Here is a 24,514-nt window from a genome sequence, read left to right as displayed (position 1 = left end):
CGGGATCAGTTGACCACTACAAAGAGCCGCTACCCAGCGATTTGGACCTGTTTATTGGAGTGGTGAGAGATTAGGCTCCCTACACCGAAGTAGGAGAGCGGCAGGGTGGTCGCAGATACGGTGATCACCTGGCCGTAAAGTAGAGAAGTAGAAGAATTTATGTACCTCTCGCGCGAGTTGGCTTTAACCGTAAACATCCGCCTAAGTCACGTTTGGACGTTATCTGGCCAAAGCCCGACGTCGCGGGTGGTGAGCCGGGCGATAACCTCGTTCTGCCGTCCTGAGCTGTCCACGTTGGTGATTGATATCTCTGTACTTTGATTGGTCAGAAGCAAATATTCAGGCGTTTCGAACGATCTCGTCCCAGACCGTGGGGGTCGAGAAAAGCTCCTCGAGCAGCCCCACAAACGCTTTGACGTTGGGGCTGCCTCGTCGACTTTCCGGCCATAACGCCGTGATAGAAGCCCGGTTCACCGCACACTCAGGAAAGAGCGGCGTTAATTCCCCACGAGCCACATAGGGAGCCGCGACATAAGTCGGCGACATACCGATTCCGCCACCCGCTGCAACCACTGCCGCAACGGCATCGCTCGCATCGATGACGATGGCCGAGTCCGGCATCCACTCGATCACTTTCCCATCCACATTGAACGGCCAGCGCAATGCCTGGCCGGAGCTTTGATAACGAAAGTTCACGCAGTCGTGGTGCGCCAGGTCGCTCAGTTCCAGCGGAGTGCCACGCCTGGCCAGGTAGGCCGGTGAAGCGAAAGCGGCTATCCGATGCGGCCCCAAGGCTTTCGAGATCAGCCGCGAGTCCGCCAGGTTGCCCACGCGTACCGCGACGTCGATGCCTTGCTCGATGATGTCCGCATACGGGTCGCCCAGGCGCAGGTCGATAGCGAGCTTTGGGTAACGCTCGCGAAATCTGGGAATGGCAGGCGCCAGGATGTTCAGGCCGATCGGCGGCGGCGCGGTGACCTTCAATATGCCGGAAGGCTCGGCCCGAGAAGCAACGGCGGCCTGATCGATCTCTTCCACCTCGCGCAAAATACGCAATGCCCGTTCGTACAAATCCCGTCCTTCCGGGGTCAGGGTGAGCGAGCGGGTGGTCCGGCTGAACAGCTTTAGTGCGAAGTGCTGTTCAAGGCGTTGCACGCTTTTGCTGATGGCTGACGGCGAGACAGACAAGTCGCGGGCCGCGGCGGTATAGCTGCCCAGGGAAGCGGCGCGGGCAAAGGCAATGAGACCGGTAAGGCGGTCCAACCCTATTTGTTCCTTCATGGCATGAGTAAAGCGACTTTTGCCCTAATTATCAATCTCGACCCAAGGCTTTAGCCTTTCTCCCATCAACGCCATCCGGGCGTTCAAGGAGATGGACCATGACGACTACACCGGCTCTCAATCAAGCTTTGCCCGCCAATCTGCATGGCCGTACCGTGGTGATTTTCGGGGGGACGTCCGGCATCGGTTTGGCCACGGCCATTCAAGCCAAGGCCGACGGTGCCCAGGTGATCGTTATCGGTTCCGATGCCAGCCGTGCCGAGCAGGCCGCCCGCGACAACGGCCTGGATGCCTGGCGCGCAGCCGATGTCACCGATAGCCAAGCTCTCTACGCTGCCCTGGCGGATATCCCGAAAGTAGATCACCTGGTGCTCCTTGCCGGCACGTATGTGGTGGGCAAGGTGCTGGATGCCGAGATTGACCATCTGCGCCAGGCATTTGAGGAACGTATGTGGGCGTCGGTGCATGCCATTCGAGCCCTGGGCGAACGCCTGGCGAAAGACGGTTCCATCACCTTTATTTCCGGGATGTTGTCGGAGCGACCCAATGCCCATGGCAGCGCTGTGTTGGCGGCTGCGTCAGCTGCGATGGAAGCACTGGCTCGGGGTCTCGCCCTGGAATTGGCGCCGATCCGGGTCAACACGCTGTCACCCGGTCCGATCAATACCCCCATTTTCAGCAAAGCACTGGGCGATGGGCGTGATGCGTTCGTGGCAGCGCTGGAACAGTCGCTGCCGTTGCATCGTCTGGGCACCGCAACAGAGGCGGGCGCTGCCGTTGTTTTCCTGATGAGCAACGGGTTTATGAACGGCGCCACCTTGAATATCGACGGCGGCGCCAGGCTGGTCTGAGCTCACTGGCTGCCCTCTACCAGCATGCGGCCGAACGGGGCGTGATGTTGCGTGCAGGTGACTTGGTGTCTACTGGCGCCATGTGTGAACCCTTTGACGTTAAAGGTGCCGGTCACATTGTGTCAGTGAGTTACTTCAATAAAGAGCTGACGTTCTCCCTTTGAGCTTCAGGACACATCAGTCATAGCGCGAGCTAAAGTCTCTCAAGCCAGCAGCTCGGTGATCCACCGGGCCTGCTGGGCGAGGTCCTGCACCTTCTCCTCCGGTACAGCCTGACGCGCGCGGGCGAAGCTGGCCAGAGTCTTCTGCTTCTCGCGCAACACGCGCTGCCACTTGGCCAGAAACACCGGGCTGCGTGCCTGCATCTGCAACGGGCCGAAGTACAGCTCCTCGGCGCTATACATCACCGATCCGACGCGCTCGGCGACGATGATTTCGTAGTCGAAGCGGTTTTCCCGCAGCAGTTCCTCGCAGAGGATGCCGTAGTCATTCTCCATCAGCCATTGGCGCAGTGGCTGCTCGCCGCCGTTGGGCTGCAGGATCAGGCGTTCCTGGCCGCTCAGTTGTGCCTTGCCGCTCGCGAGAATGTCGCGGATGGTTTCGCCGCCCATGCCGCAGATGCTGATCGCCGTGATTCCGTCTCCCGGCTCGATTGCCGTCAGGCCATTGGCCAGGCGCACGCTGATCCGCTGCTCCAGGTCGTTCTCGCGCACGGTGCGTTCGGCCGCGTGGAACGGCGTCAAGGCCACTTCGCCGGCCACCGCCGCCGCGATAACGCCACGGCGCATCAACGCCACCGGCAGGTAGCCGTGATCCGAGCCGATATCGGCCAGGCGCGCACCTGCGGGCACATGCGCCGCCACACGCTCCAGGCGCATGGACAATGTCTGTTCGTTCAACGGCAACCCCTTTTCACCACGAGCATCCGGCACCTTTGGCCGGATCGGGGCGCGACTCTATCGAGCAATGCCGCGTATTTCAAATGCCGGCGACCAGGGCTATGGTTTCCGCTCGCCTCGGCTCGAAAGCCGACCCTCACACCCCACGCTCCTTGGTAACACCCCGCAGGTACGCCGCCATCGCCGCAAACCGTTGCCGGGTTTCCCATTCGAACACCCGGTTGACCAGCGGATCCAGCACCCACCCCAACCACCGTGGTCGCAGCCGGACGCTAAACGTATAAATCAGCTCCGAGGTTGCATCGTCAATATCACGATGGCGCATTGACGCGGCCCACCACTCAAAGCATCCCGCCGGTTCCACAATTACCGCTGCCGCCACTTGAGCTGGCAGGTAGTTAACGAACCGTGTACGCAACGCAAACAGACGTTTCCAACCACGCCCTTGGTTGATCGTGATCGCACCGATATAAGGGTGATTGCCCCCACCCTCGACCGCCGCATGGGACAGCAACGTATCCCACTGCCGACGCACACTATGGTTGTGAAAGGCTTCAAACGCCTCGGCGGCCGAGGAGGGCATGATCAGGCTGATTCGACGTTGCTTCATTGCGCTTCCTCGACAATGGCAGACGTGAATTTCCAGCGTTGGAATTCAACCTCGAACTCCTCCAACTCCAGTAACCCCATGCACGGGAACGCTCCAGTCAGGCGAAGTTCGTTCTTCGCCAACTTGCAGGCGAGCAGCACCGCCGCCATGCAGGGAATCTCCGGCCCGTTCCCGCCCGGTGCGGTTAACTGCCAAGTCAAACAACCTTGTTTGCCACCCTCAAGCACCCCACGCACTTGAACCTTCATGGCCCCCTTATCGCTGCCCAGCGGATCAAGCACCCGCGCGGACAGTGCGTCCAGCCGAGCCGCCCATCGATCGATCGGCAATGGCACGCCAAGCCGGCGCAAGGCGGCTGCCGACCAGAGGCAGATATGCTGAATCCCCAGTTCCAGCGCCGCATGGAACTCGACATCGCGCACACCCGGGTATCGAGCAGGAAACAGGGCCAGGTCCGGCACATCGCACGCCGCTCCCAGGCGTGGGCCCAGGCCGACGAAACTGAAGCGCCGGATATCCTGCCAACCGTATTGCTTGCGCCATGCTCCGCCATTCCAGCGTGCAAAGGCCAACCCGGCATAACCAAACACCGCCTTGATGGTGGCGATGCCGCGTGCGGCCTGTTGACCGGGGGCGATAACGGTCCTGATGCTGTCCACGCGGGTAAAGGACTTGGCCAGGTGATCGACCACTGCGGACGACAACCCGGGCACGCTACTGGCTCCCGAAATGGCAAGTACACCCGCGGCTTTTGCCTGCGCGTCTACATTGGCTGAGAAGTGCTCGACAAAGTCTCGACCGTCCGCGAGGTCCAGGTAATGTGCGCCGGCAGCACACGCCGCCTTTGCGACGCGATAGTCCTGGCCCTGAAAGGGGCCTGCACAGTGGATGACCAAACCCGGCGAAGCTTCGGCGAGACGGGCTTCAAAATCGATGGAATGGATATCAAGGGGGAGGGTGGTTACGGTCTGTCCGGAGCTGAATCTGTGGACGCTCCCGCCAGTGCTGCGACTGGCCGCGATCACGGTCAAACCGGGCTCCTGTGCGAGGCGTTGGCAGATACGCGCTCCGAAGTTGCCCAAACCGCCGATTACAATAACGCGCATGACTATCCTTGACATAAGCTCTGATCGGCTAGGGTATAAGGCTGCACCGCACAGTTCAATGAAGGTCGAAGTCCCTCCGCAAATCCTCGATACCTTCAGGGCTCGCGGTGGTCCGCTGAACGTTGAATGCACTCCAGAACAATAACGATACCGAGGAACGCAAGATGTCCGAACTCAAGCTTCACCCGCAAGCCGCCGCGTCGCTGCAACACTGGCATGACATGGTCGCCCACGGCGACCTGGCCGCCTTGCCCGAACTGTTGGCGGCGGAGGTGGTGTTCCGTTCTCCCATGGCGCATACCCCATACCCTGGAGTACTGGTGGTCTCGACTATCCTCGGCACGGTGATCCAGGTCTTTGAAAACTTCACCTATCACCGTGAGCTGGCTACGGCTGACGGCCTCAGCGTGGTGTTGGAGTTCAGCGCCGAGGTGGCGGGGCGACAGCTCAAGGGCATCGACATGATTCGTTTCGACGAGACCGGCAAGATCGTCGAGTTCGAAGTCATGGTCCGCCCCATGAGCGCGCTGCAGGCACTCGGTGAGGAAATGGGGCGGCGTTTGGCACCCTACCTGGCGGCCGCGAAGGCCCAGGGCTGAAGTTCACGTCTTCAGGCGCCGGCACGACTACCGGCAAGGCGTTGAGCGGGGTTCTTTTTCAAGCCAAGGAACCCCGTAACAATGCTCACCGCCAGCAGTACCACGCAGGCAATCAGTGCCTGTTTCATGCCGAGCATAAACAGCGCTGGCTGCGAGTGCCGGACCAGGCCGCCAAAGAGCGCTACGCCCATCACGCCCCCGACTTGTCGCGCCGCATTCAGCAGCCCGGAGGCGACGCCCGCACGGTTTGCAGGAACTGCCGTCAGTACCGCCTGGGTGATTGTTGGAATCACCAGGGCGATTCCACTGCCGGCAAGGAGCATCGGCACGACCAGAAGCGTGTAGGACTGTGCCGCCAGTGCGGGCAGCATCAGGGCGTAACCGCAGGCAGAAACCGTCAGTCCCGCCATCACCAGGACCCGCTCGCTCAGGCGCTCGGCGAGTCGCCCTGCGAGGATATTCATCAGCATCAGCACCGCCATCATCGGCAGGAAGGCCAGGCCGGTGCGTTGCGGAGTCAATTGCCAGATCGACTGGAAGAGCAGGCTGAAGGTAAAGACCATTCCGTAGAACACCAGGTTGATGATCAAGCCGATGGCGGTCGTGCTACTGACTGTCCGATCCCGGAACAACTCCAGCGGCAGCATCGCATCGGGGTTGCGCGCCTCCAGCCAGAGAAAGGCGCCGCTGAAGGCGATGCACAACCCCATCACGCCCAGGACAGTTGGACTGGACCAACCCAGTTCGGTGGCTTCGGTCAGGGCCAGGGTCAGCGTTCCCAGCGCAAGTAAACCGGTCACTTGTCCGGGTAGATCAAGGCTGCGTCCGTGCTGCGCTACAGAGGCGGGAGCATGACGCGCGGTCAGCCAGAGACCGATCAGACCGATGGGCAGGTTGATCAGGAAAATGCTGCGCCATCCCCAGCTCTCTATCAGCACGCCGCCGAGCACCGGTCCCGCGGCCAAGGCGATACCACCACCCGCGCCCCACCAGCCGATGGCCCGGCTGCGGGCAACCGGGTCCTCGAAAACCTGGCGCAGCAATGACAGCGAAGTGGGCACCAGCAGCGCGGCACCCAATCCCTGCACCACTCGCCAACCGATCAGGGCGGCCAGGGAAGTCGCCAGGCCGCAACCGACAGAGGCAAGGCTGAACAAGGCGAATCCCGCCATAAACACGCGCTTGGCGCCAAAGCGATCCCCCAGCGCCCCGGCCAGCAGCAGCGAGGAGGCGAATACCAAGCCGTAGGCGTTGACCACCCATTGCAGGTCCAGGACGTTGGCGCCGAACGCCAGACGTAGCGCATCGAGCGCGACATTGACGACGCTGACATCGATCAGCACGACGACAAATCCGAGACAGGTGGCCACCTGGGTTAAACCGGGGCGCGAGCGGATCGGGCTGGACATGGGAGGTTCCTTCACATGGAAAGCCTCTAGCGTAAGGACGGTCCTTCTGTTCGAATACTCCATAAACCTGCACAGTTGACCGGAGAAAATGCACCGATGTTTGACTGGGAAAACCTGCGTTACTTCATCGCCGTGGCCCAGACCGGGAGCCTTTCCGCAGCGGCACGGCAACTGAAAGTCGACCACGCCACGGTTGGTCGACGTCTGGGCGCGTTGGAAACCGAGTTGCAAGTGCGTCTGGTCGACCGCTTGCCGCGCGCCTGCCGGCTCACGGCCCTGGGCCGGCAGGTGTTCGAGTTGGCCACACAGATGGAGGCGAGTGCCTTCGCCGTGGAGCGCGTAACGCGCGCCGAACAGCCGTCGATGACGGGGAGGGTGACCCTGAGTGTTCCCCCTGTGCTCGCCAGCAATTTCTTCGCCCGACACTTGGGGGTATTTCGTCAGCAGTACCCGGGCATCCAGTTGTCGATTGCCAGCCAGGTACAGAGCGTCTCGCTGGGACGGCGCGAGGCGGACATTGCGGTACGGCTGTTCCGCCCGAGCGAGCCGCGCAATGTCACGCGAAGATTGGGCCGGATGCCCTTCGGGCTGTACGCCAGCTGTGACTACCCGCATGCACGGCAACCGGATGATTGGGGCTTCATTATCTATGACCCACAGTATGCGGATATGCCCCATCAGAAATGGATGCTGACGGTCGCTGCTCATCGACCGATCGTCTGTGAAGTCAGCGACCTCAGTACGCAGAAAGTGGCGGCGCTCACGGGGATCGGTGTGGCTGGCCTGCCGCTCTTCATGGGCGAGGAGGAGCCTGGCCTGCAACGATTGCCGTTCGAGGGTGAGGCTTTCCATCGCGACATATGGCTGGTCGTGCACGCCGATCTGCGTAATTCGCCGATGATTCGAGCGGTTATCGACTTTATCGTCGACGCAATGAAGCAGATGTTCGAGATTGAGGTGAGCGATGAGTAGGGATGCAGGGCTCACCCATAGTGATCCTTTCGTGTCCCGGCCTTGGCCTCCGGTACGGCAGGCATATCTTCTGCAACCGCAGATACATGCTTCGCCCGGCTGGGCACAAACGCCATCCAGCGCGTCAAACCATGCCGGCCACTGACCCCCAGCTTGGTGGTGGCGCGTTTGAGGTAGGTTTCCACCGAGCTGTTCTTGACGTTCAGGCGCTGGGCCATTTCCGATACGGTGATACCGGTCAGCAGGCCCAGGCAAACCTCTTGCTCGCGCGCGGAAAGGTTGACCGCATCCTGCGCCAACCTTCCGCTGAAGGCCTGATGCAAGGACTCCAGCTCCGAGTCGGCCTGCGTGGTGCCGGTCCATCGTGTTCCGGGTTGGGCCAGCAGCTGTGCACGGTGCGCCACCAGCGGTAGCAACGTATCGGAGAGGCTCTTGAGTAGCGTCAACTCAGCCACGGAGAACGCCCGCAAACTCGCCAGGCGATGGACGCAGATGACCCAGCGCAGATCGCCACTGCCCGACACCAGATGGCACTGGTGAGTGCTGCGCCGTGGGTGTTGCGGGCTCGGCGCTGTCTTGAGCTGGATCAGCAATGGCGCCTCCATCTCCATGACGCTTTGCAGCAGCGGATGGGGCAGCGTGTCCGGCGCGCAAAGGTCGTGGGGCTGGCCGGCTCTGCCGAGGCATTTGCTCGGGCCGATACGGGTCCGGTCCGCATCCAGGGTCCATTCGCTGAGGTCCAGTCCGTGAATCGGCACCAGGCTGTTGACGAACGCCAGCATATGCTCGGCAAAGGCGTCCTCGGCGGCGCTGGAAACCAGCTCGCCCAGGCGCAGGTAAAGGTACGGATCGTGGCCGTGGGTGAGGTCGTGCGTCAGCTTCATGCTGTTATCTTCCCTGATAGTGATTGTTCGAAAAGTAGCTCCATGCTGGGGGCGCCGTTATCAGTCGATGATATCCGACATTCAATCTCAAGGTTTTATCCTACGTCTGTACTGGGAAATAGGGACGCAAGCTGTAGGCTTTTCAGGTGGAGGGAAACCCTGGCAAACCCCCTATGGCCATTGGCCTTTATGGCTGTCGAAGCCTTCTGCGCAAGGGTTGTCCGGGGCGGCTTTTCAGTCGTTGTCGGGGTTTCAAGGGACAGACAGGGGCGGCAGGCTGCTGTCTAATAAGCGGTTCATCAGCCTGCAAGAAGGATCTTGTTCCAATCAGCTTCGAGCATTCTCCGAGGTCATGATCTGCAAGGGCACATGGATGCGCTGGCGAAGCGGATCGAAGTCCGGCCGGGTTTGCAGCTCCACCATCAGTTCGATCAGGGCCTGTGCCAACAGCGGCGGCTGTGAGTCGATTACCAGGCTGATCAGGCCTTGCTCCAGTGCTTGTCGCGAACGTTCGGTGGACTCCGGCAGGATGCTGCACAAGGTCGGTGGCCGGGGTTGTTGCGCGAGGGCACTGATGATCCCGTCGCCACCGCCGCCGACCACGCACAGGCCGCGCAGATCGTCATGGCGCGCCAGCAGGTCCAGGGCGACTTCCTCGGTGAGATCGTTATTGTCCAGGTTGATCACTGCCTCGAGCATTTTCAGCCCCGGCGCGTGCTGTGCCAGATAGCTGCGCAGCCCGTCGATGCGGGCCTGGTGCCCGAGAAAGCGGTGCCCGCCCAGCAGCGCGGCGACGCTTCCCCGGCGCGCGCCGCAGGTGTGCGCCACCAGCCAGCCCATGGTGCGTCCCACCTCGTGATTGTCCTGGCCGACATAAGGCTCCTGTGCGGCTTCGTCGATATCCGAGAGCAGCGCGACCACGGGTACGCCGGCGGCACGGATCTGGGCGATGCAGGCGTTGATCAATGGGTGGGCGAAGCTGACCACCGCCAGGCCGTCGCATTGCACCGCGAGTTGTTCGATCTGGGCCACGATGGCACTGGGGCTGCGATCGAAGACGTAGTCGAACTGGCAGCTCAGGTTGGCGTCGGGCTGGCGTTGCGCCGCTGCGTTGATCGCCGCTGCAAGGTTGCCGTAGAAGGCCTGGGCGGTGCCGAGCAGGAGAATGCCGAAACGGTAGCTGGGACGTCGTTCGCGGATGCGTTGGCCGATCAGCCGGGCGGCGAAATAGCCGACGGCTTCGGCCGCCTGGAACACCCGCTCGGCGGTTTGCGGGTTGACCGGGGCGCGGGCATTGAGCACTCGGTCGACGGTCGCGACACTCAGGCCGGCCTGTTCGGCGACGGTGGCGATGGTGGGGCGTACACGCGAGTTCATGGCAGGCCTCAGGAGTGCCTTGATAGAAAACTATCAAGCGCTACAGGGACCGGATGATAGCTTGATAGGGAATGAGTGCAAGGGATTGAGGAGCATTTCCCGGCTCCCTATATTTTCCTGCAGCGATGTGATCCCACATCCAGGCAAGCGCCTGAAATCACCCAGCTTGCGGAGAATAAGAAGATGCCCGAACCAAGCGCGACCTTTATCCATGCCCCCCGAGCTTCATCCCGTGACTATCGCCTGACCGGCCCCGAAGCTGCCCGCGCGGTGGAAAAGGGCCTCGCCTCGGGCCAATGGTATCAATCGCCGATACCGCGTAAACATCTCAAGGAACTGATGCAACGTCGCGACGGCCCGGCCTTGCGCGACACTGCGATCTGGCTGCTGGCACTGGTTGCGACGGGCTGGGGCGGCTACTGGTTCTGGGGTTCCTACCTGTGTATTCCGTTCTTCTTCGCCTATGGCGTGCTCTACGGCACGGCCGCCAATCCCCGTTGGCACGAAGCCGGTCATGGTACCGCCTTCAAGACCCGTTGGATGAACGATGCGATCTATCAACTGGCGAGTTTCATGATCATGTTCGAGCCCCATGTCTGGCGCTGGAGCCATGCCCGGCATCACACCGATACCATCGTCGTCGGCCGTGATCCGGAGATCGTCGAGCCACGGCCGCCCAGCCTGGCGAAGATGTTCCTCAGCCTGTTTGCCCTGCCTCATGCCTACAAAACGTGGTGTTCGGTGGTGCGGCATGCCCTGGGACGGATGGACCCTCAGGAGAAGACCTTCATTCCCGAATCCGAGTGGCCCAAGGTGATTGCCTGTGCCCGTATCTGGCTGGTCATCTACGGCCTGACCGTGGGGGCTGCGTTGTACCTGCAGAGTGTGTTGCCCCTGATGTTCATCGGCTTGCCGACCCTGTACGGCGGCTGGCTGTCCTACCTGTTCGGCCTCTCGCAACACGTGGGGTTGGCCGAGGACACCCTGGACCACCGCAGCAATTGCCGCACGATCCATATGAATCTGCTGCTGCGTTTTATCTACCTGAACATGAACTATCACCTCGAGCACCATATGTACCCGATGGTGCCGTACCACGCCTTGCCACAGTTGCACGAGGCGATCCGCAACGATTGTCCGCCGCCTTACAGCAGCCTGTTCGCGGCGCTCAGGGAGGTTCTCCCGACAATCTGGCGCCAGCGCAAGGACCCGGGTTATTTCATTCAGCGGCCGGTCCCGCAGCCTGCACAGGCTCCAGCCCGGGCCTTGGCCACCAGCTGACACCGGCACCTTCCTTCATTCAGAACAACAAGAGAGATGGTCATGACAGATCAATGGATCGACGTATGCGCCGTGGACGATATCGATGAAGAAGATGTCATCCGCTTCGACCATGCCCAGCATAGCTATGCGGTCTACCGTTCGGCCGAGAGCGAGTTTTTCGCCACCGACGGCCTGTGCACCCACGAGTCCATTCACCTGGCCGATGGCCTGGTGATGGAGCATGTCATCGAATGCCCCAAGCACAATGGGCGCTTCGATTACCGCTCCGGCAAGGCCTTGGGGGCGCCGGTGTGCGTCAACCTCAAGACCTACCCGGTGCGGGTCGAGGCGGGCCGGGTGTTGTTGGCCATTGCCCACTGAGCGGAGGGCGGTTCTGTCATGAATATTGGCAACGCTCCACTGGTCATCGTCGGCGCCGGACATGCGGGCGGCCGGGCCGCCTTGACCCTGCGCGACGAAGGTTACTCCGGACGCCTGATCCTGATCGGCGATGAAACTCATCCGCCCTACGAGCGTCCGCCGCTGTCCAAGGGCCTGCTGCTGGGAGCCCAGGCCCTGGGCGATTACAGCTTGAGCGACCGTTCGCAATTGGCCGGGCTGGAGATCGAGCACTTGTCGGGCACCACCGTGCAACACCTGGATACCCAGGGGCATCGATTGCAACTGGCCGACGGTGGCTGGCTGCCCTATGGCCGCCTGCTGCTGACCACCGGCGGTCGGGCGCGGCGGCTGCCCAATGTTCCCGAACACTGGCGCAATGTGCTTTACCTGCGGACCCACGATGAAGCTATGGCCTTGCGTGAGGGCTTACGTCCGGAGACACGGCTGGTGATTGTCGGCGGTGGATTTATCGGGCTTGAAGTCGCGGCCAGCGCCCGGGCCCTTGGCTGCCATGTGACTCTGCTCGAAGCTGGTCCGAGACTGGCCGGGCGGGTACTTCCCCAGCGCTTGTGCGAGGCTTTGCTGGCGTTGCATCGAAGCCAGGGCGTGGAGGTTCGTCTGGGGGTGGTGATCGAGGCGGTGGAGGGCGGCGAGCAGGCCGAGGCGGTGCGTCTGGTGGATGGCCGGCGCTTGCCTTGTGATCTGCTGCTGGTGGGCATCGGCATGCAACCCAATATTGAACTGGCCAGGGCTGCGGGACTTGAAGTGGGGCAGGGGATTCGGGTCGATGCGCAATTGTGCAGCAGCGCGCCGGATGTCTTCGCCGCCGGGGATGTCTGCGAGTTCCGCCTGCATCCGCAAGGGGCTTTTCAGCGTCAGGAAACCTGGCGTAACGCCGAGGCTCAGGGCCGTCATGCCGCGCTCAATCTGCTGGGCGCCGAGTTGCCCTTCGAGATGATTCCCGGTTTCTGGTCCGATCAGTACGACTGGGGACTGCAGACCGTCGGGGTGATTACCGGTAGCGAACCGAGTGTCAGCCGGACGCTTCCAGGGGGCGCTTTCCTGTTGTTCTACCTCGATGCAGAGCGGCGTTTGCAAGGGGCCTGCGCGTGGGGGCCGGGCAACAGCGTCGCCAAGGACATCAAGTTGTGCGAGCGCCTGATTGCCAGTCGAATCCCCCTGGATGTGCATCTCCTGGCTGATGCCAGCGTGCCTCTCAAACCCTTGCTGCGGAGTTGATATGCGTGAATTTCTGGTGTTTCAGTCCTTGTGGGCGATGCTCGATCACCGTGGCCAATGCGAGCAACCCCTGGAGGCGCAACTGGAGCGAATTGCCGTCGCCGGCTTTGATGGGGTTACCGATCATTTCTGGATCGGGCCACACGCGGCACGCCTGAGCGCCGCCGCCCGGGGGCTTGGTTTGCAGATCGAAGGCCAGGCCTTTCCACGCACGGTGGATGACTTGGCGGCGGCGCTGGAGGTTGCCAGCCGCCATGGCTGCCATCACCTCACCTTGCAGGCGGACGTGCGCCCGCGAACCCTGTCCCAGGCGGTCCACCTGATCGAGGGCTGGCAACGGTTGGCCGAGCAGGTGGATTTTCCGATTCTCCTGGAAACCCATCGTTACCGACTGACCAGTGATCTGTTGTTCACCCTCGACCTGCTCGCCGAGATGCCGGATCTCCAATTGCTGGCTGATCTGTCCCACTATGTCGTCGGTCGCGAACTGCCGGAGCCGGCCGCTGCCGAGGACGACCAGCAGATCCGGACGATCCTGCACCACAGTTGGGGCTTCCATGGTCGCGTGGCCAGTTGCGAGCAGGTCCAGGTGCCCTTGGGTTTTGCCCAGCATCAACCTTGGCTGGAGCGTTTCCTGGGTTGGTGGCGCTATGGGATCGAGGATTGGCTGAGCCGTCCGAATACCCCGGCCAGCCTGTCCTTCACTTGTGAGCTGGGGCCACCGCCGTACGCCATTACCGGAGCCGATGGCCTGGAGATCAGTAACCGTTGGGACGAGGCGCTGATGCTCAAGGAGCAGATACGTCGGGTGTGGAATGACAGCCTCCAGCCTCGGCACAATGCCCGTCGGCTCAACCTGTGAACCGGTGACAGCCGGATAATCCGCCGGTCATTGTTTTGCGCTGACTCGATCAGTCGGCGCTCACCGAGTCAGCCGAACCATCACCCTTGAGCTCATCGGCAAACCGGCGCATCAGGCGCACCAGGTCATCCACATCCTGGTCGTCCCAGGTTGCGAAAATGGCCTGCCCAAGCCTTTCACGTGCTTCATCGATCCGATCGGTCATCACCTTGCCTTTCTCGGTGATGACCGTTTCACGGACGCGGCGGTCGTTCGCGTTCGCCTGGCGGTCGACCAGGGCGAGGCTTTCCAGTTTCGCCACTTGCCGGCTGACCGTGGTGTAGTCGCGTCCCACGCGATCAGCCAATTCGACAACGCCGATAGGGCCTAGCCGTTCAACCAGGACCAGCAGCGGGAACAGTGCACCTTCGAGGGAGATACCGGCTTCTCGAACCATCGCTTCGTCACGCTGTGGGCGGTTCATAACGCCCACAATCTCGACCAATGCCCCATGAAGCTCACGAATCCGAGTATTGATATGTGTATTTTGCACATTTTTTGTTGACACTATTTTCCCTCCGGGCTAACACTGATATGTGCAAATTACACACATCGAGGTCGAGATGAAAGCGCAGTGTGAAGTCGATGTACTGATCTGTGGTGCGGGGGCGGCGGGTCTGACGTTGGCGATTGACCTGGCGCGAAGGGGGATTTCCTTTCGCCTGATCGAGAAAATGGATGGCCCGTTCGGCGGTTCCCGTGGCAAGGGCATTCAACCCAGGACCCAGGAAGTCTTCGAGGATCTTGGCATTCTGGACCGGCTCGTCGCGGCGGGCGGGGTATACCCGCTGCAACGGCATTACCGCGACGATGGCGGTTACAGCGATTCCGATCTTATGGAACCTAATGACACGACGCCGGGCGAGCCTTATCAACTGCCGCTGATGGTGCCGCAATTCCTCACCGAGGGCGTTATGCGCGAGCGTCTGCTTGAGTTGGGGCGGCAGCCTGAATTCGGTTGTGAGCTGGTCGCTTTCGAGCAGGACGCGGACGGCGTTACGGCGCAGCTTTCAGGCCCGAAGGGCGAACAGAGTCTGCGCGCGCGCTGGCTGGTGGGTGCCGATGGCGGTCGCAGTTTTGTGCGCAATGCCCTTGGCATCGGCTTCCCGGGCAAGACCCTGGGCGTTCGCGCCATCGTCGCCGATGTGCTGCTGACGGGGCTTGCGCGGGATGTCTGGCACTGTTTCAACGATGGCGACATGCAGCGGCAGCTTTTTCTTTGCCCGCTCGCCGGGACCGAAATGTTCCAGATACAGGGGCCAATTCCGCTCGACGTCGATGTCGACCTTGGCGTCCAAGGGCTGGCAGCCATGGTGGCGGAGCGTACAGGACGCGACGATATCCAGATCCGGTCCGTGTCCTGGGCATCGGCGTACAACATGAACGCTCGGCTGGCCGATCACTACCGCGTCGATCGGGTGTTCCTCGTCGGGGATGCCGCGCATATCCATCCGCCGACCGGTGGCCAGGGCCTCAATACCAGCGTGCAGGATGCCTACAATCTGGGTTGGAAGCTGGCGGCGGTGGCGCAGGGGGCGCCCGATATCTTGCTCGATACCTATGAGGAAGAACGTCGGCCGGTGGCGGCCGCGATGCTCGGGTTGGCAACCAGGCTGCTCGATGCCCAGACCCGAGGCCAGATGCGCCGTGGCCGGGAAGTGCACCAGCTCGATATCGGTTATCCCGAGTCCTCGCTTGCGCTGGGAAAGGCCATATCTGCCAGCGGCGTGGTCGCCGGCGACCGTGCCCCGGATGCCCCGGTCCGGAGGGCCGCCGGTCAATCGAGCCGACTGTTCGAACTGTTCCGAGGCGGGCATTGGACGCTGTTGGGCTATCAGGTCGAGCGTGGTTCGGTGCAACCACGCCCGGGCCTGCATATCCATGTTTTCGGTCCGCACGGTGACGTGTTCGACTCGGGAGGCCACTTTCACGACGCCTATCATCCGGCGGTCGGCGATTGGCTGCTGGTGCGGCCGGATGGCTACATTGGGGCGATTATCGCGGCCGGGGAGGTGGCGATGCTGGAGGCCTACCTTGAACAGGTCGGGCTCGGCAGCGCGGTCGCTGGTCAGGTCCCCGAGTTGCTGTCGATAAACTTCTCGTAATAGAGATGAAAGCCGTCGACATCCTGTTCGGTCAACCACGTTTTGACCGCCTCTATCATCGGCGGCGGACCACACAAGTAAATGTCGAATGGATTGGCGTTCATGGCCTGGCGATCAAAGTGTTCGGGAATTCGCCCTGTCTTGCCTGGCCATTCCGCCGCCGGCTGGCTGACCACCAGGTGATACTCGAAACCTTCGATGCGGGTTTGATAGTCCGCCAGGCGATTCAGTTCGCACAAATCAGTGTGCTGGTTGACGCCATAGAACAGCTTGATGGGGTGTTGGCATCCGCCCTTGTCGGCCATCTCGTCGAGCATGCCGAGAAACGCCGAAAGGCCCGTGCCGCCCGCCACCATCACCAGCGGCTTGTTGACCTCGCGCAGATAGAAACTGCCCAGCGGGGCCTCGAACTCCAGCGCTTGCCCAGGTTCACAACGTTCGCGGATAAAGTTGCTCATCACACCATCCGGCAGCAGCCGAATAAGGAATTGCAACTGATTGCCCGGGTTGGGTCGGTTGGCGAAGGAATAGGAGCGCCAGGCATCGGTGCCGGGCACCTTCAGGCGCGCGTATTGGCCGGGCAGGAAATCCAGCAGCCGCTCGCTGGAACTGGCGTCGACATGCAGGATTGCGGTGCTGCCGGAAACCTGCTCGACCTTGGCGATAACGGCCTGTATGCGCTGGGTGGCGCCGGCATTGCACAGGCTTGAATCGAAGTCGAAGTAAAAGGATGCCGCGGACTGCACACGGGTCTGGCACGAGAGCATCCTGCCTTGCGCCAGGTCGGTTTCGCTGAACACTTCGTCGTCGACATAGTCCTGTGTGTACTGGCCGGATTCACAGCGCCCCTGGCAGGTGCCACAGACACCTTCGCGACAATCCAGGGGAATGTTCACACCGTTGCGCAGGGCCGCATCGAGCAGCAATTCGTTGGCCTTGACCTCAAAAAACGAGGTCTTGCCATCGGCAAAATTGAAAGCCACTTTGTGGTTCATGGCGCGTACTCCGTGGCTTACAGGTGGTAGAAATCGAGCACTGAATTGATCGTGTCGTTGAGCAGCAGCACATGCTTGCGGGCGATCTTCCAGCTCTCGCCGTCGGGCCGCAGGCGGTAGGTGGCGCGGCCGTAGAACTGCTCGGAAGTGGCCATGCGGTAGTACAGCGTCTGCCAGTTGACCCTGACCTCCAGCTCATCGTTTTCCAGCGCCGCGATGCGCACATTGTTGACCATGTGCAAGGTACGCGGCATCGGGATGGTCGAGGCGGCCTTGCCGGTGCGCAGGCGGAATACCCGATCTTCCAGGCCACCGCGGTTGGCGTAGTAGATCAGCGACATGCCTTTCTTCGGATCGGTGGTGTAGACGTGCTCCGAGTCCCATTGCGGCAGGTGGAACTCGCTGTCCTCGCTGAACAGCTCGAGGTAGGCGTCCCAGTCCTGGGCATCGCAGAGTTCGGCCTTGCGGTAAAGAAATTGCTCCACACGGTATTGCAGTTGCGAATTCATGCTTACACCTCGCGCAGTTGCAGGGGTTGTTCTTCGGCGGCCTTGCGCGCCAGGCCTTCGAGCAGAAAGCGCTGCCAGTTGCCGTGCTGGTTGACGTAGAGCCCTTCGTGGGTGAATTCGGTTCCGGTCAGGGCCGGTTCGATGCCGAGGGTTTCGCTGTTGCGGGTGGGGCCGGTGACCCATTTGTCGTGGCCGCGGGAGATGTCACTCCAGCGCTCCAGGCGAGCCTGGAAGCCGCGTTGGGCTTCACGGAATTCCACCAGGTCGTCGGGGGTGCCGAGGCCGGAGACATTGAAAAAGTCTTCGAACTGGCGAATACGGTTTTCGCGATCGGCATCCGACTCGCCTTTGACTCCCAGGCAGAAGCTGTGGATCTCGGTCTTGTTCCAGGCCAGGGGACGAATGATCCGCAACTGCGAGCTGATCTGGTCGAGGAAAAACATGCTCGGGTAGACGTTCAGGTTGCGCAGGCGATGCATCATCCACTCGGCCTTGTCCTGGCCATATTCTTCGATCAAGCGCGGCATGATCGTGGCGTAACCAGGGCGCACCGCCGGGTTGGGCATATCGCTGAACAGCAGGCTGTGGCCGTTGTTGAAGGAGAACCAGCCGTCGTCGGTCTCGGCATCGCCGGCGCCCAGTTTGCTGTAGTCCAGGGTGTCGCCCGAAGCGGTGCCTTTTTCGGCGTTGACCTGTTGGCGATGCTGCACCGTGGCGACGTAGTTGTAATGCACGGTACTGACGTGATAACCGTCCAGGCCGTTTTCGTTCTGCAGCTTCCAGTTGCCGTCATAGGTATAGGACGACTTGCCGGGCAGCACTTCCAGCTCGCCAGTGGCCGATTGCGCCACCATCATGTCGAAGAACACCTTGGCGTCGCCCAGGTAGTCTTGCAGGCTGTCGTTGCCGTCGACATCAAGGCTGACGAAGACAAAACCCTTGTAGCTTTCGATACGGGCTTTTTTCAGGCCGCGGGTGGCCTTGTCGAAACCCTCGGGGTACTCACCCGGCGCCTTGACCTTGACCAGGCGGCCATCGCTCTTGTAGCACCAGGCGTGGAAAGGGCAGGTGAAGGTCGACTGGTTGCCCTTGCCGACGCGGGTCAGGGTCGTGCCGCGATGCTGGCAGGCGTTGATCAGGGCGTTGAGGCGACCTTCGCCGTCGCGGGTGATGATCAACGGCTGGCGACCGGCACGCATCGTCATGAAGTCGTGTTTGTGGGCGATCTCGCTTTCGTGACAGGCGTAGATCCAGTTCTTCTCGAAGATCAGTTCCATCTCGAGATCGAACAGTTCAGGCTCGGTGAACATTTCCCGGGCGATACGGTAGATGCCTTCCACCGGACGGAAGTCCAGGCAACCCTGGATGAAGGTCTGCCATTGGGCGACGCTTTTCGAATAATGCATGAGTCGGTACCTGTTTCATCGGGCGAATCGGTACCTGCATTTAAAGTGGCCGCCAGCCTTGCGGTCTATCCGCATAGTTGGCGAAGACAGTCCGGAAATTTTGTGGCCGGTAATCGCACACTAAATGCCGGAAACAAGGTCGTCTGCTCACCGGATGACACCCGACGCCCGCCTATTATGTAACGATGACTTGGCGCGGGGATTGCTTCTATACCCGCGAACGTGCCGTCAGAGCGCGTACCGATAAAAGCCTTGTTGAGTAACGCCGATGAGTAGCAAACCCGAACATCATTTTCGAGACATTCATGCCGATCGCTTCGATCTGGCCGGCGCTCACTCATGGATGTCGGCTATCTGCGGCCCCCATTTGCTCTATGCGAGCAAACCCGACAGCATCCAGTTCCACCACAGTGGCAACGTGCTCAAATCGATGTCGACCACCCTGGGCATCATCGAGTACGGCACCGATGTCACGGTCGGCGTCACCGACGTCGACAGCTTCAACAGCTACAGCCTGAGCCTGCCCTTGAGCGGTGAGCAGGAACTGAGCAGGGGCGGGGTGCTGTTACGCTCTGATCGTGATCATGGCGTCATCGTTTCGCCTAACCAGAGCCAGCAATTGAGCATCACCGGCGACTGCCGCAAGCTGCAGGTGGTCATCACCCGCAGTGCCATGCGCAAGACCCTGGAAGACATGTTGCAGCATCCCTTGGACACCCCGCTGTGTTTCGAGCCCGAAATGGATGCGGTGACCGGGTCCGTTGCCTCGTGGTGGCGCACGGTCAGGCACTTTATCGAGGAAATGGAGCGCAGTGAGCTGTACGGCCAACTGCTGTTCAATCGTGACCTGGAGAGCGCCTTGCTCAAAGGCCTGATCCTGTCCCAGCCGCACAACTACTCCACGGAACTGCGAGAACGTCTGGGCATCAAACTGCCGCACTACCTGGTTCGCGCCAAGGACTTCATTCATGCCCATGCCCGTGATGCGCTGAACCTTGACGATATCGAAGCCGCCGCCGGGGTGTCGCGTTTCAAGTTGTTCGAAGATTTCAGGAAGTACTTCGAAATGTCGCCCATGGCTTACCTGAAGAAATATCGCCTGATGGGTGTCCGCCAGGAAATCCTTGAAGATCGTTCGGCCCACAATATCTCGGTGATCGCGATGGGCTGGGGGTTCAGCCATCTGGGGCGGTTTTCCTGCGAATACCGCAAGCTGTTCGATGAGACGCCGAGCATGACCCTGCAGCGGGTCGATGCCCGGCGTGACAGGTTCTGATGAGCTTGATACATCCGGTATGCCGCAGAGTGAGCTCAATTAACCAGGAGGCCCGGGCACGCGGGAGAGTTGTTCAAAGTATGACGAAGTCATTCGTCAACAATCCTTGTCCGATGTCCAGCAAGGTGACCCTATGGTTGTCGACCATGATCGTACCGAGGGTCAAGTCATTGTAGGTCTTGCTGTCGAAGGTCTCTCGCGGTTGGATGTCCCACGAGGGGATTTTTTCTACTTTTCCTACCGCGTCGACAATCATGTCGATCATCTGCATATGGTCGTCGAGTGGCATTTCCACGATGACAATAGTGGTGTTCCGACCGATCTCGATGGGCTGTTCACCAAGCTGCGCGCCCAAGTCGATCACCGGCACTAGCGTTCCGTGCAACTTGATGGCCTTGCGGGGTTTCGTTGGCAGTCTCGGCTTGGTGACGAGTTGGCTGGCCTCGACGACGCCGTAGATGTTCGATGTGCTCATCGCGAACGCCTGGTCGCGCAGGATAAAGAAAAGGTAGTACCTGTTTGGCATTGGGGGGGGGGGGGCGGCGGCCGACACCTGGCCGATGATTGTAGAGTCAAGGGACTGCCTTTTGTCATTGAGGCGGGTGGCGAGCTTGGCCATCTCGTACATGCTCGCGGCGAGTTCGGCGAGGTCCTTGTCAAGAGCTGCGTTGCCTGGGACTGTGGCCAGTAATAGCCAGAATGATAGGTCATACATATTTATCGAAGAAATCCCACCTGCGGTTCTGCCGGGATAAAGCCGCAATATCGGTCTGCTGCCGATATCAATGCCGATTTACTTTCTTGCTCCGTTGACATGACCATCACGAGGTCATGTATGGGTGTGGCTCATAGCTTGAACAGGTCAACGGTTGCCTGTAATGAGTTGGAAGAGGCTTGCAACTGCCGGGATGCCAGCGCGACTTGCTGAATGGCAAAGGTGTTTTTTTCAGACATGATCGCCATATCGGCCACATTGACGGCGATTTCATGATTGGCCGCGTTTTGCTGTTCAAGTGCTGCGGAAATGCTATTGACTGCATCCACGACTTGTTCGGAGTAGCCGCTGATTTCATGCACGGCATGTCCGGCCTCGCTGGCCATTTCAACACCGGAGTGGGCGCGATTCTGCCCTTGTCGCATGGTCTCCACCACCTGCTCCGTTCCCGATTGGATGGAGCCAATCATTGTGGTGATTTCCACCGTGGATTTGGCTGTACGCTCGGCCAATCCGCGTACTTCATCGGCGACTACCGCAAAGCCGCGGCCATGCTCACCGGCACGCGCGGCTTCAATTGCCGCGTTTAGTGCCAGTAGATTGGTCTGTTCGGCGATGGATTTGATGACGCCGACAATGATCGAAATCCTGGCGGAATGTTGTCCGAGCGATGCTATTCGCTGGGAAGATTGGCCGACGCTGTCAGCGATGTTGCGCATCTCCGCCGAAGCCTTTTCCACCACGACACTGCCGAGCCTGGCTCTGTCGCCAGCGTCTTGGGCCAAACTAAAGGATTCGCGGGCCTTGACAGAGACATGTCCGATACTCGTGCTCAGCTCTTCCAACGCCGCCGCTGCAGAAGCGGCAGCACCACTCTGTTGCTCTGATTGCGCGGCCACCTCTTCGGCGGAGGAGGACAGTGACGACGACAGAATGGAAATACCCTGGGCGTTACCGGCAATATTTCCGACCATCTGCCGCAATGACATCTGCATATTGCCCAGCGAACGGACCAGGTCGCCAATTTCATCATTGCGTGAGGTGATGGAAGGCGCTGATGACAAGTCACCCGCGGCGATCCTGCGGGCAATCGATACCGCCTGGTTCAGAGGCCTGACCACCAGTGACCGCGACAGCCAGAACACCAGGCCCATCAAGGCCCCTGACAGCGCCAGGCCCATAGCCGCCACCTGGATGATTTGCTGCTTTACGGCAGCACTAACCTCATCTTCAGGGTAAGCCGCAATGATGGTGAATCCCCATGGGGAGAAAGTTTCACGTTTCACGACCCAGCCACTCAAGTGGTTAGCCGCAACACGCTGGACGGTATCCAATGGAACACTTTGCGATTGAAAACGCACCTGGCCCTTGTCGTCCAGCAAGGCGACGAAACCACCGTTCAGTATGCGACTCTTGGCAATGGATTCCTGCAAGGCTTGCATGTCGGCTTTGTAACCCACATACCAGATGCCCACCGTCCGTTTCTGCTCATCTAGAATGGGTTCGTAGCCGGTCAGATAGGGATTGCCCAGGATATCGACTTGCCCATAGAACGCCTGGCCTTTGCGAATCGCCGCGCTCGGCAGTCCATTGGGGTCGAGCAGCGTGCCAATGGCGCGCTTACCCTCGAACTGCACATTGGTACTGATGCGGACAAAATCGCTACCGACCTTGGAGAATAAAGTCGCCGAGCCGCCCTGACTTGAGGTCACCCGGTCAACCAGTTCGAAGTTGTTCGTCTGTGCTTGGCCTCCCAGGAGGAGCTCAGGAACCATCCTGCCATTGACGGCTGTGGACTCGCCTTGATAAGGCGCGGGCAGACGCTGACCTTGTTCCTTCAGCAGCTTCATCGATCCCTTCACCCGCTCCATCACCAGTGTGTCGGTGACGTTGAGGACATGCAGCATGCTGGAGAGTTGCTCCTGCATTTTGTCCTGCGCAGACTGTTCGATGTTGTTGCTTGTCTTTGCGGAAATGACGACCACAAGAAACAGCGTGGTACACGCGACAATGGCGAAAACAGGGAAAACGAATTTCAATTGCAGGCTACGAGAAACCATGGGGCATCCACTCGCTGGTGTTGTTATACGGGAGGCTCAAAGGACATCTTTGCAGGTTGCCTCTAGCGGCCGCCGAGTTCCCGGATATTGGATTTGAGTTCCTGGAAGTCGTACTCGGACAATCCGATATAATCGAGTATCAGGTGACCGATACTGTTCCATTCGTGATCGTGCGGTGATTGACCCAATATCAAATGTGATTCACAGATATGCTCGGCCATTTTCAGAATTGAAAGCAGGTTTTTGAGTGTGCTGTGTCGATTTGAGTCGTCGCTGAATACCGCCAGCGCGTTATGGTGGTTGGCAATGGTAAGGCTCAAGTGGTCGGGGAGGCACCAGGCCTTTGCCGTGAAGTAACCGACGACCGCGTGATTGGTGTTAAAGGCTTTGTTCTCGGCATCGACAACGCGCAGGGGAAGATGGGTTGAGGTGTACCCTTGCTCCAGAACAGCCATGTAGTTCGGGAATTTTTTGAACATCAAGGGCACCCCGCAATCATGGAATAAGCCTAAGGCATAGACTTCATCAATCGCCTGTGAGCCAATTCGTTTAGCCAGCGTCAAGCAGGTCATTGCAACGTCTTGAGCCGTATCCCAGAAACGATTGAGGGTCACGATGGTGTCGTCATTCATTTCGTTTTTAATGGAAAGCGCATTGATGAGATTGATCACCGAGCGGCTTCCCAAGAGATTGACGGCGCGTTGAATCGATGAAATACGGTTGCTCAGACCGAAATAGCTGGAGTTTATTAGTTTGAGCAATGCACCGGATATACCCGGATCTTGAGAAATCAGTCTGGCAATCTCTGTCAAGTCAGGGTCCGGCAGGTACTGCTCAATTTGCAGGTCCACCATGATCTGTGGCTGCGGGGGAACGCTGATGCCCTGCAAGGCGAGTTTTATTTGTTCCGCGGTGAGTTCGGTCAGCATCGGGGGCCTGTCGGTACAATGAGAGCAGATAGGGGTATTAAATAATCACGGCGCGGTATTTTTATAGGGTGAGCAGACGCGCGGTTTTGAATGATCTGGTAGTGATTGTTAGTGTGCTTTTCAGCGATTTTTTCAATTCACTGAGTAATATAATTTCTTCCCGTCGGTCCATGTGCAAGATGCCCGTACGAGGATTGGTGAGTTCCAGCTGCCACGCCAGCAGGTTGCAGCACTTCTTAAGGGTTTGCAGCGTAGTGTCGTTCATTTTTTTGTCGAAGCGCGGGGTGTTGATTAGATTGTAGAGCTCCAGGCAAAAGCCATTGGTCGAGGCTAGCAGTGCAGTATCGGCCGATAGCGCCAACCACCTGATATGTCGGGCCAAACATTGGGTGGCATCGACGTCGCAGGGTATCAATTCGAGATGATCCAGGCATTCTTGTATGTCGATCATTCGTGTTCGCGAGTCCATTAGCGATTGCCTGGCCGATAGCTGGCGCGGATTCCAAGACATGATGTGTTCTCATTGCGACTTATTAAAAACGGTCTGGACTCTTTACAATCTGAAACGCTCAACCAAGCCATTGAGGGCGGTGGCCAAGGTCGAAAGCTCACCACTGACAATGGAGGTCTGGTGCGAGCCGGTCGCCGTTTGCGTCGACAGGTCACGAATGCTGACCAGGCTTCGATCCACCTCCCGGGCCACTTGCGCCTGCTCCTCGGCCGCCG

The 24,514-nt window shown here is 60.0% G+C and carries 24 protein-coding genes and 2 pseudogenes; 9 read left to right on the top strand and 17 right to left on the bottom strand.

Features of this window, described 5'->3' with window-relative positions; all coding sequences use genetic code 11:
- Window positions 1-339: 339 nt before the first annotated feature.
- On the bottom strand, window positions 340-1,281 hold the full coding sequence (locus HX830_RS05555) for a LysR family transcriptional regulator (RefSeq protein ID WP_177099235.1): 942 nt from the start codon (window positions 1,279-1,281) through the stop codon (window positions 340-342).
- Window positions 1,282-1,379: 98 nt separating this feature from the next.
- Here HX830_RS05555 and HX830_RS05550 point away from each other — a divergent pair, with 98 nt between their 5' ends.
- Complete coding sequence (locus HX830_RS05550) at window positions 1,380-2,132, top strand: SDR family oxidoreductase (protein ID WP_152740843.1); 753 nt, start codon at window positions 1,380-1,382, stop codon at window positions 2,130-2,132.
- A 203-nt stretch (window positions 2,133-2,335) separates the two neighbouring features.
- Here the strand turns inward: HX830_RS05550 and HX830_RS05545 are convergent, their stop codons facing one another.
- From HX830_RS05545 to HX830_RS05535, 3 genes are all read right to left on the bottom strand, one after another.
- A complete protein-coding gene (locus HX830_RS05545) occupies window positions 2,336-3,031 on the bottom strand; it encodes a tRNA (adenine(22)-N(1))-methyltransferase (protein WP_305729201.1) in 696 nt (231 codons plus the stop codon).
- A 136-nt stretch (window positions 3,032-3,167) separates the two neighbouring features.
- Window positions 3,168-3,641: a hypothetical protein gene (locus HX830_RS05540; protein ID WP_177099233.1), complete on the bottom strand. Its 474-nt coding sequence runs from the start codon at window positions 3,639-3,641 to the stop codon at window positions 3,168-3,170.
- Entirely contained in the window at window positions 3,638-4,747 is a 1,110-nt protein-coding gene (locus HX830_RS05535; RefSeq protein ID WP_177099232.1) for a saccharopine dehydrogenase family protein, read from the bottom strand. The genes HX830_RS05540 and HX830_RS05535 overlap by 4 nt, the downstream gene beginning before the upstream one ends.
- A gap of 164 nt (window positions 4,748-4,911) precedes the next feature.
- Here HX830_RS05535 and HX830_RS05530 point away from each other — a divergent pair, with 164 nt between their 5' ends.
- Complete coding sequence (locus tag HX830_RS05530; RefSeq protein ID WP_177099231.1) at window positions 4,912-5,346, top strand: nuclear transport factor 2 family protein; 435 nt, start codon at window positions 4,912-4,914, stop codon at window positions 5,344-5,346.
- Between the two features lie 11 nt (window positions 5,347-5,357).
- On the opposite strand, the gene HX830_RS05525 is transcribed toward HX830_RS05530, so the two are convergent.
- On the bottom strand, window positions 5,358-6,755 hold the full coding sequence (locus HX830_RS05525) for an MFS transporter (RefSeq protein WP_177099230.1): 1,398 nt from the start codon (window positions 6,753-6,755) through the stop codon (window positions 5,358-5,360).
- Window positions 6,756-6,851: 96 nt separating this feature from the next.
- Between HX830_RS05525 and HX830_RS05520 the strand changes: the two genes are divergently transcribed.
- Window positions 6,852-7,727 carry a LysR family transcriptional regulator gene (locus tag HX830_RS05520; RefSeq protein ID WP_177099229.1) on the top strand — a complete coding sequence of 292 codons (876 nt, stop codon included), beginning with the start codon at window positions 6,852-6,854 and terminating at the stop codon, window positions 7,725-7,727.
- An 11-nt stretch (window positions 7,728-7,738) separates the two neighbouring features.
- Here HX830_RS05520 and HX830_RS05515 read toward each other — a convergent pair whose 3' ends face one another.
- Window positions 7,739-8,611 (bottom strand): helix-turn-helix transcriptional regulator, encoded by an 873-nt coding sequence (locus HX830_RS05515; RefSeq protein ID WP_177099228.1) that lies wholly within the window; start codon window positions 8,609-8,611, stop codon window positions 7,739-7,741.
- A 327-nt stretch (window positions 8,612-8,938) separates the two neighbouring features.
- Window positions 8,939-9,988, bottom strand: coding sequence for a LacI family DNA-binding transcriptional regulator (locus tag HX830_RS05510; RefSeq protein WP_177099227.1), 1,050 nt, complete (start codon window positions 9,986-9,988; stop codon window positions 8,939-8,941).
- A gap of 183 nt (window positions 9,989-10,171) precedes the next feature.
- Here HX830_RS05510 and HX830_RS05505 point away from each other — a divergent pair, with 183 nt between their 5' ends.
- Genes HX830_RS05505 through HX830_RS05490 form a run of 4 tightly spaced genes read left to right on the top strand, consistent with a single transcriptional unit; the run spans window position 10,172 to window position 13,754 of the window.
- Window positions 10,172-11,269, top strand: coding sequence for a fatty acid desaturase family protein (locus HX830_RS05505; RefSeq protein WP_177099226.1), 1,098 nt, complete (start codon window positions 10,172-10,174; stop codon window positions 11,267-11,269).
- Window positions 11,270-11,311: 42 nt separating this feature from the next.
- The gene (locus HX830_RS05500; RefSeq protein WP_103494329.1) at window positions 11,312-11,632 is read left to right on the top strand and encodes a MocE family 2Fe-2S type ferredoxin; all 321 of its coding nucleotides are present in this window, start codon (window positions 11,312-11,314) and stop codon (window positions 11,630-11,632) included.
- 18 nt (window positions 11,633-11,650) lie between these two features.
- Complete coding sequence (locus tag HX830_RS05495) at window positions 11,651-12,892, top strand: NAD(P)/FAD-dependent oxidoreductase (protein WP_177099225.1); 1,242 nt, start codon at window positions 11,651-11,653, stop codon at window positions 12,890-12,892.
- 1 nt (window position 12,893) lies between these two features.
- The gene (locus HX830_RS05490; RefSeq protein ID WP_177099224.1) at window positions 12,894-13,754 is read left to right on the top strand and encodes a sugar phosphate isomerase/epimerase family protein; all 861 of its coding nucleotides are present in this window, start codon (window positions 12,894-12,896) and stop codon (window positions 13,752-13,754) included.
- Between the two features lie 49 nt (window positions 13,755-13,803).
- Here the strand turns inward: HX830_RS05490 and HX830_RS05485 are convergent, their stop codons facing one another.
- Window positions 13,804-14,217 carry a MarR family winged helix-turn-helix transcriptional regulator gene (locus tag HX830_RS05485; RefSeq protein WP_218171198.1) on the bottom strand — a complete coding sequence of 138 codons (414 nt, stop codon included), beginning with the start codon at window positions 14,215-14,217 and terminating at the stop codon, window positions 13,804-13,806.
- Between the two features lie 139 nt (window positions 14,218-14,356).
- On the opposite strand from HX830_RS05485, the gene HX830_RS05480 reads away from it, so the two are divergent.
- On the top strand, window positions 14,357-15,898 hold the full coding sequence (locus HX830_RS05480; protein WP_177099223.1) for an FAD-dependent oxidoreductase: 1,542 nt from the start codon (window positions 14,357-14,359) through the stop codon (window positions 15,896-15,898).
- Here HX830_RS05480 and antC read toward each other — a convergent pair.
- From antC to antA, 3 genes are read right to left on the bottom strand one after another with little or no spacing between them, the layout of a single operon-like run.
- Window positions 15,862-16,893: an anthranilate 1,2-dioxygenase electron transfer component AntC gene (gene antC / locus HX830_RS05475; protein ID WP_177099222.1), complete on the bottom strand. Its 1,032-nt coding sequence runs from the start codon at window positions 16,891-16,893 to the stop codon at window positions 15,862-15,864. The two genes, HX830_RS05480 and antC, sit on opposite strands and share 37 nt — an antisense overlap.
- Window positions 16,894-16,910: 17 nt before the next feature.
- Window positions 16,911-17,402, bottom strand: coding sequence for an anthranilate 1,2-dioxygenase small subunit (gene antB / locus HX830_RS05470; protein ID WP_103494335.1), 492 nt, complete (start codon window positions 17,400-17,402; stop codon window positions 16,911-16,913).
- A 2-nt stretch (window positions 17,403-17,404) separates the two neighbouring features.
- Window positions 17,405-18,808 (bottom strand): anthranilate 1,2-dioxygenase large subunit, encoded by a 1,404-nt coding sequence (gene antA / locus HX830_RS05465; RefSeq protein ID WP_103494336.1) that lies wholly within the window; start codon window positions 18,806-18,808, stop codon window positions 17,405-17,407.
- A 268-nt stretch (window positions 18,809-19,076) separates the two neighbouring features.
- Between antA and HX830_RS05460 the strand changes: the two genes are divergently transcribed.
- The gene (locus HX830_RS05460) at window positions 19,077-20,084 is read left to right on the top strand and encodes an AraC family transcriptional regulator (RefSeq protein ID WP_177099221.1); all 1,008 of its coding nucleotides are present in this window, start codon (window positions 19,077-19,079) and stop codon (window positions 20,082-20,084) included.
- A gap of 73 nt (window positions 20,085-20,157) precedes the next feature.
- On the opposite strand, the gene HX830_RS05455 is transcribed toward HX830_RS05460, so the two are convergent.
- The 6 genes and pseudogenes from HX830_RS05455 to HX830_RS05435 form a co-directional block, all read right to left on the bottom strand.
- Window positions 20,158-20,799: a chemotaxis protein CheW gene (locus HX830_RS05455; protein WP_177099220.1), complete on the bottom strand. Its 642-nt coding sequence runs from the start codon at window positions 20,797-20,799 to the stop codon at window positions 20,158-20,160.
- Window positions 20,800-20,930: 131 nt separating this feature from the next.
- Entirely contained in the window at window positions 20,931-21,773 is an 843-nt protein-coding gene (locus HX830_RS32405) for a methyl-accepting chemotaxis protein (protein WP_371317472.1), read from the bottom strand.
- Between the two features lie 12 nt (window positions 21,774-21,785).
- Window positions 21,786-22,859 (bottom strand): annotated as a pseudogene (locus tag HX830_RS32400) (Cache 3/Cache 2 fusion domain-containing protein); the annotation flags it as partial.
- A gap of 62 nt (window positions 22,860-22,921) precedes the next feature.
- On the bottom strand, window positions 22,922-23,788 hold the full coding sequence (locus tag HX830_RS05445; RefSeq protein WP_177099218.1) for an HDOD domain-containing protein: 867 nt from the start codon (window positions 23,786-23,788) through the stop codon (window positions 22,922-22,924).
- A 61-nt stretch (window positions 23,789-23,849) separates the two neighbouring features.
- The gene (locus tag HX830_RS05440) at window positions 23,850-24,299 is read right to left on the bottom strand and encodes a histidine kinase (RefSeq protein ID WP_177099217.1); all 450 of its coding nucleotides are present in this window, start codon (window positions 24,297-24,299) and stop codon (window positions 23,850-23,852) included.
- A gap of 42 nt (window positions 24,300-24,341) precedes the next feature.
- Window positions 24,342-24,514: pseudogene (locus HX830_RS05435) on the bottom strand (methyl-accepting chemotaxis protein); the annotation flags it as partial.

This window comes from Pseudomonas gingeri (assembly GCF_013385425.1).
GTDB lineage: Bacteria > Pseudomonadota > Gammaproteobacteria > Pseudomonadales > Pseudomonadaceae > Aquipseudomonas > Aquipseudomonas gingeri_D.
The sequence above is the reverse complement of the archived record's forward strand: the minus strand, read 5'-3'. Positions and strand labels throughout refer to the sequence as shown.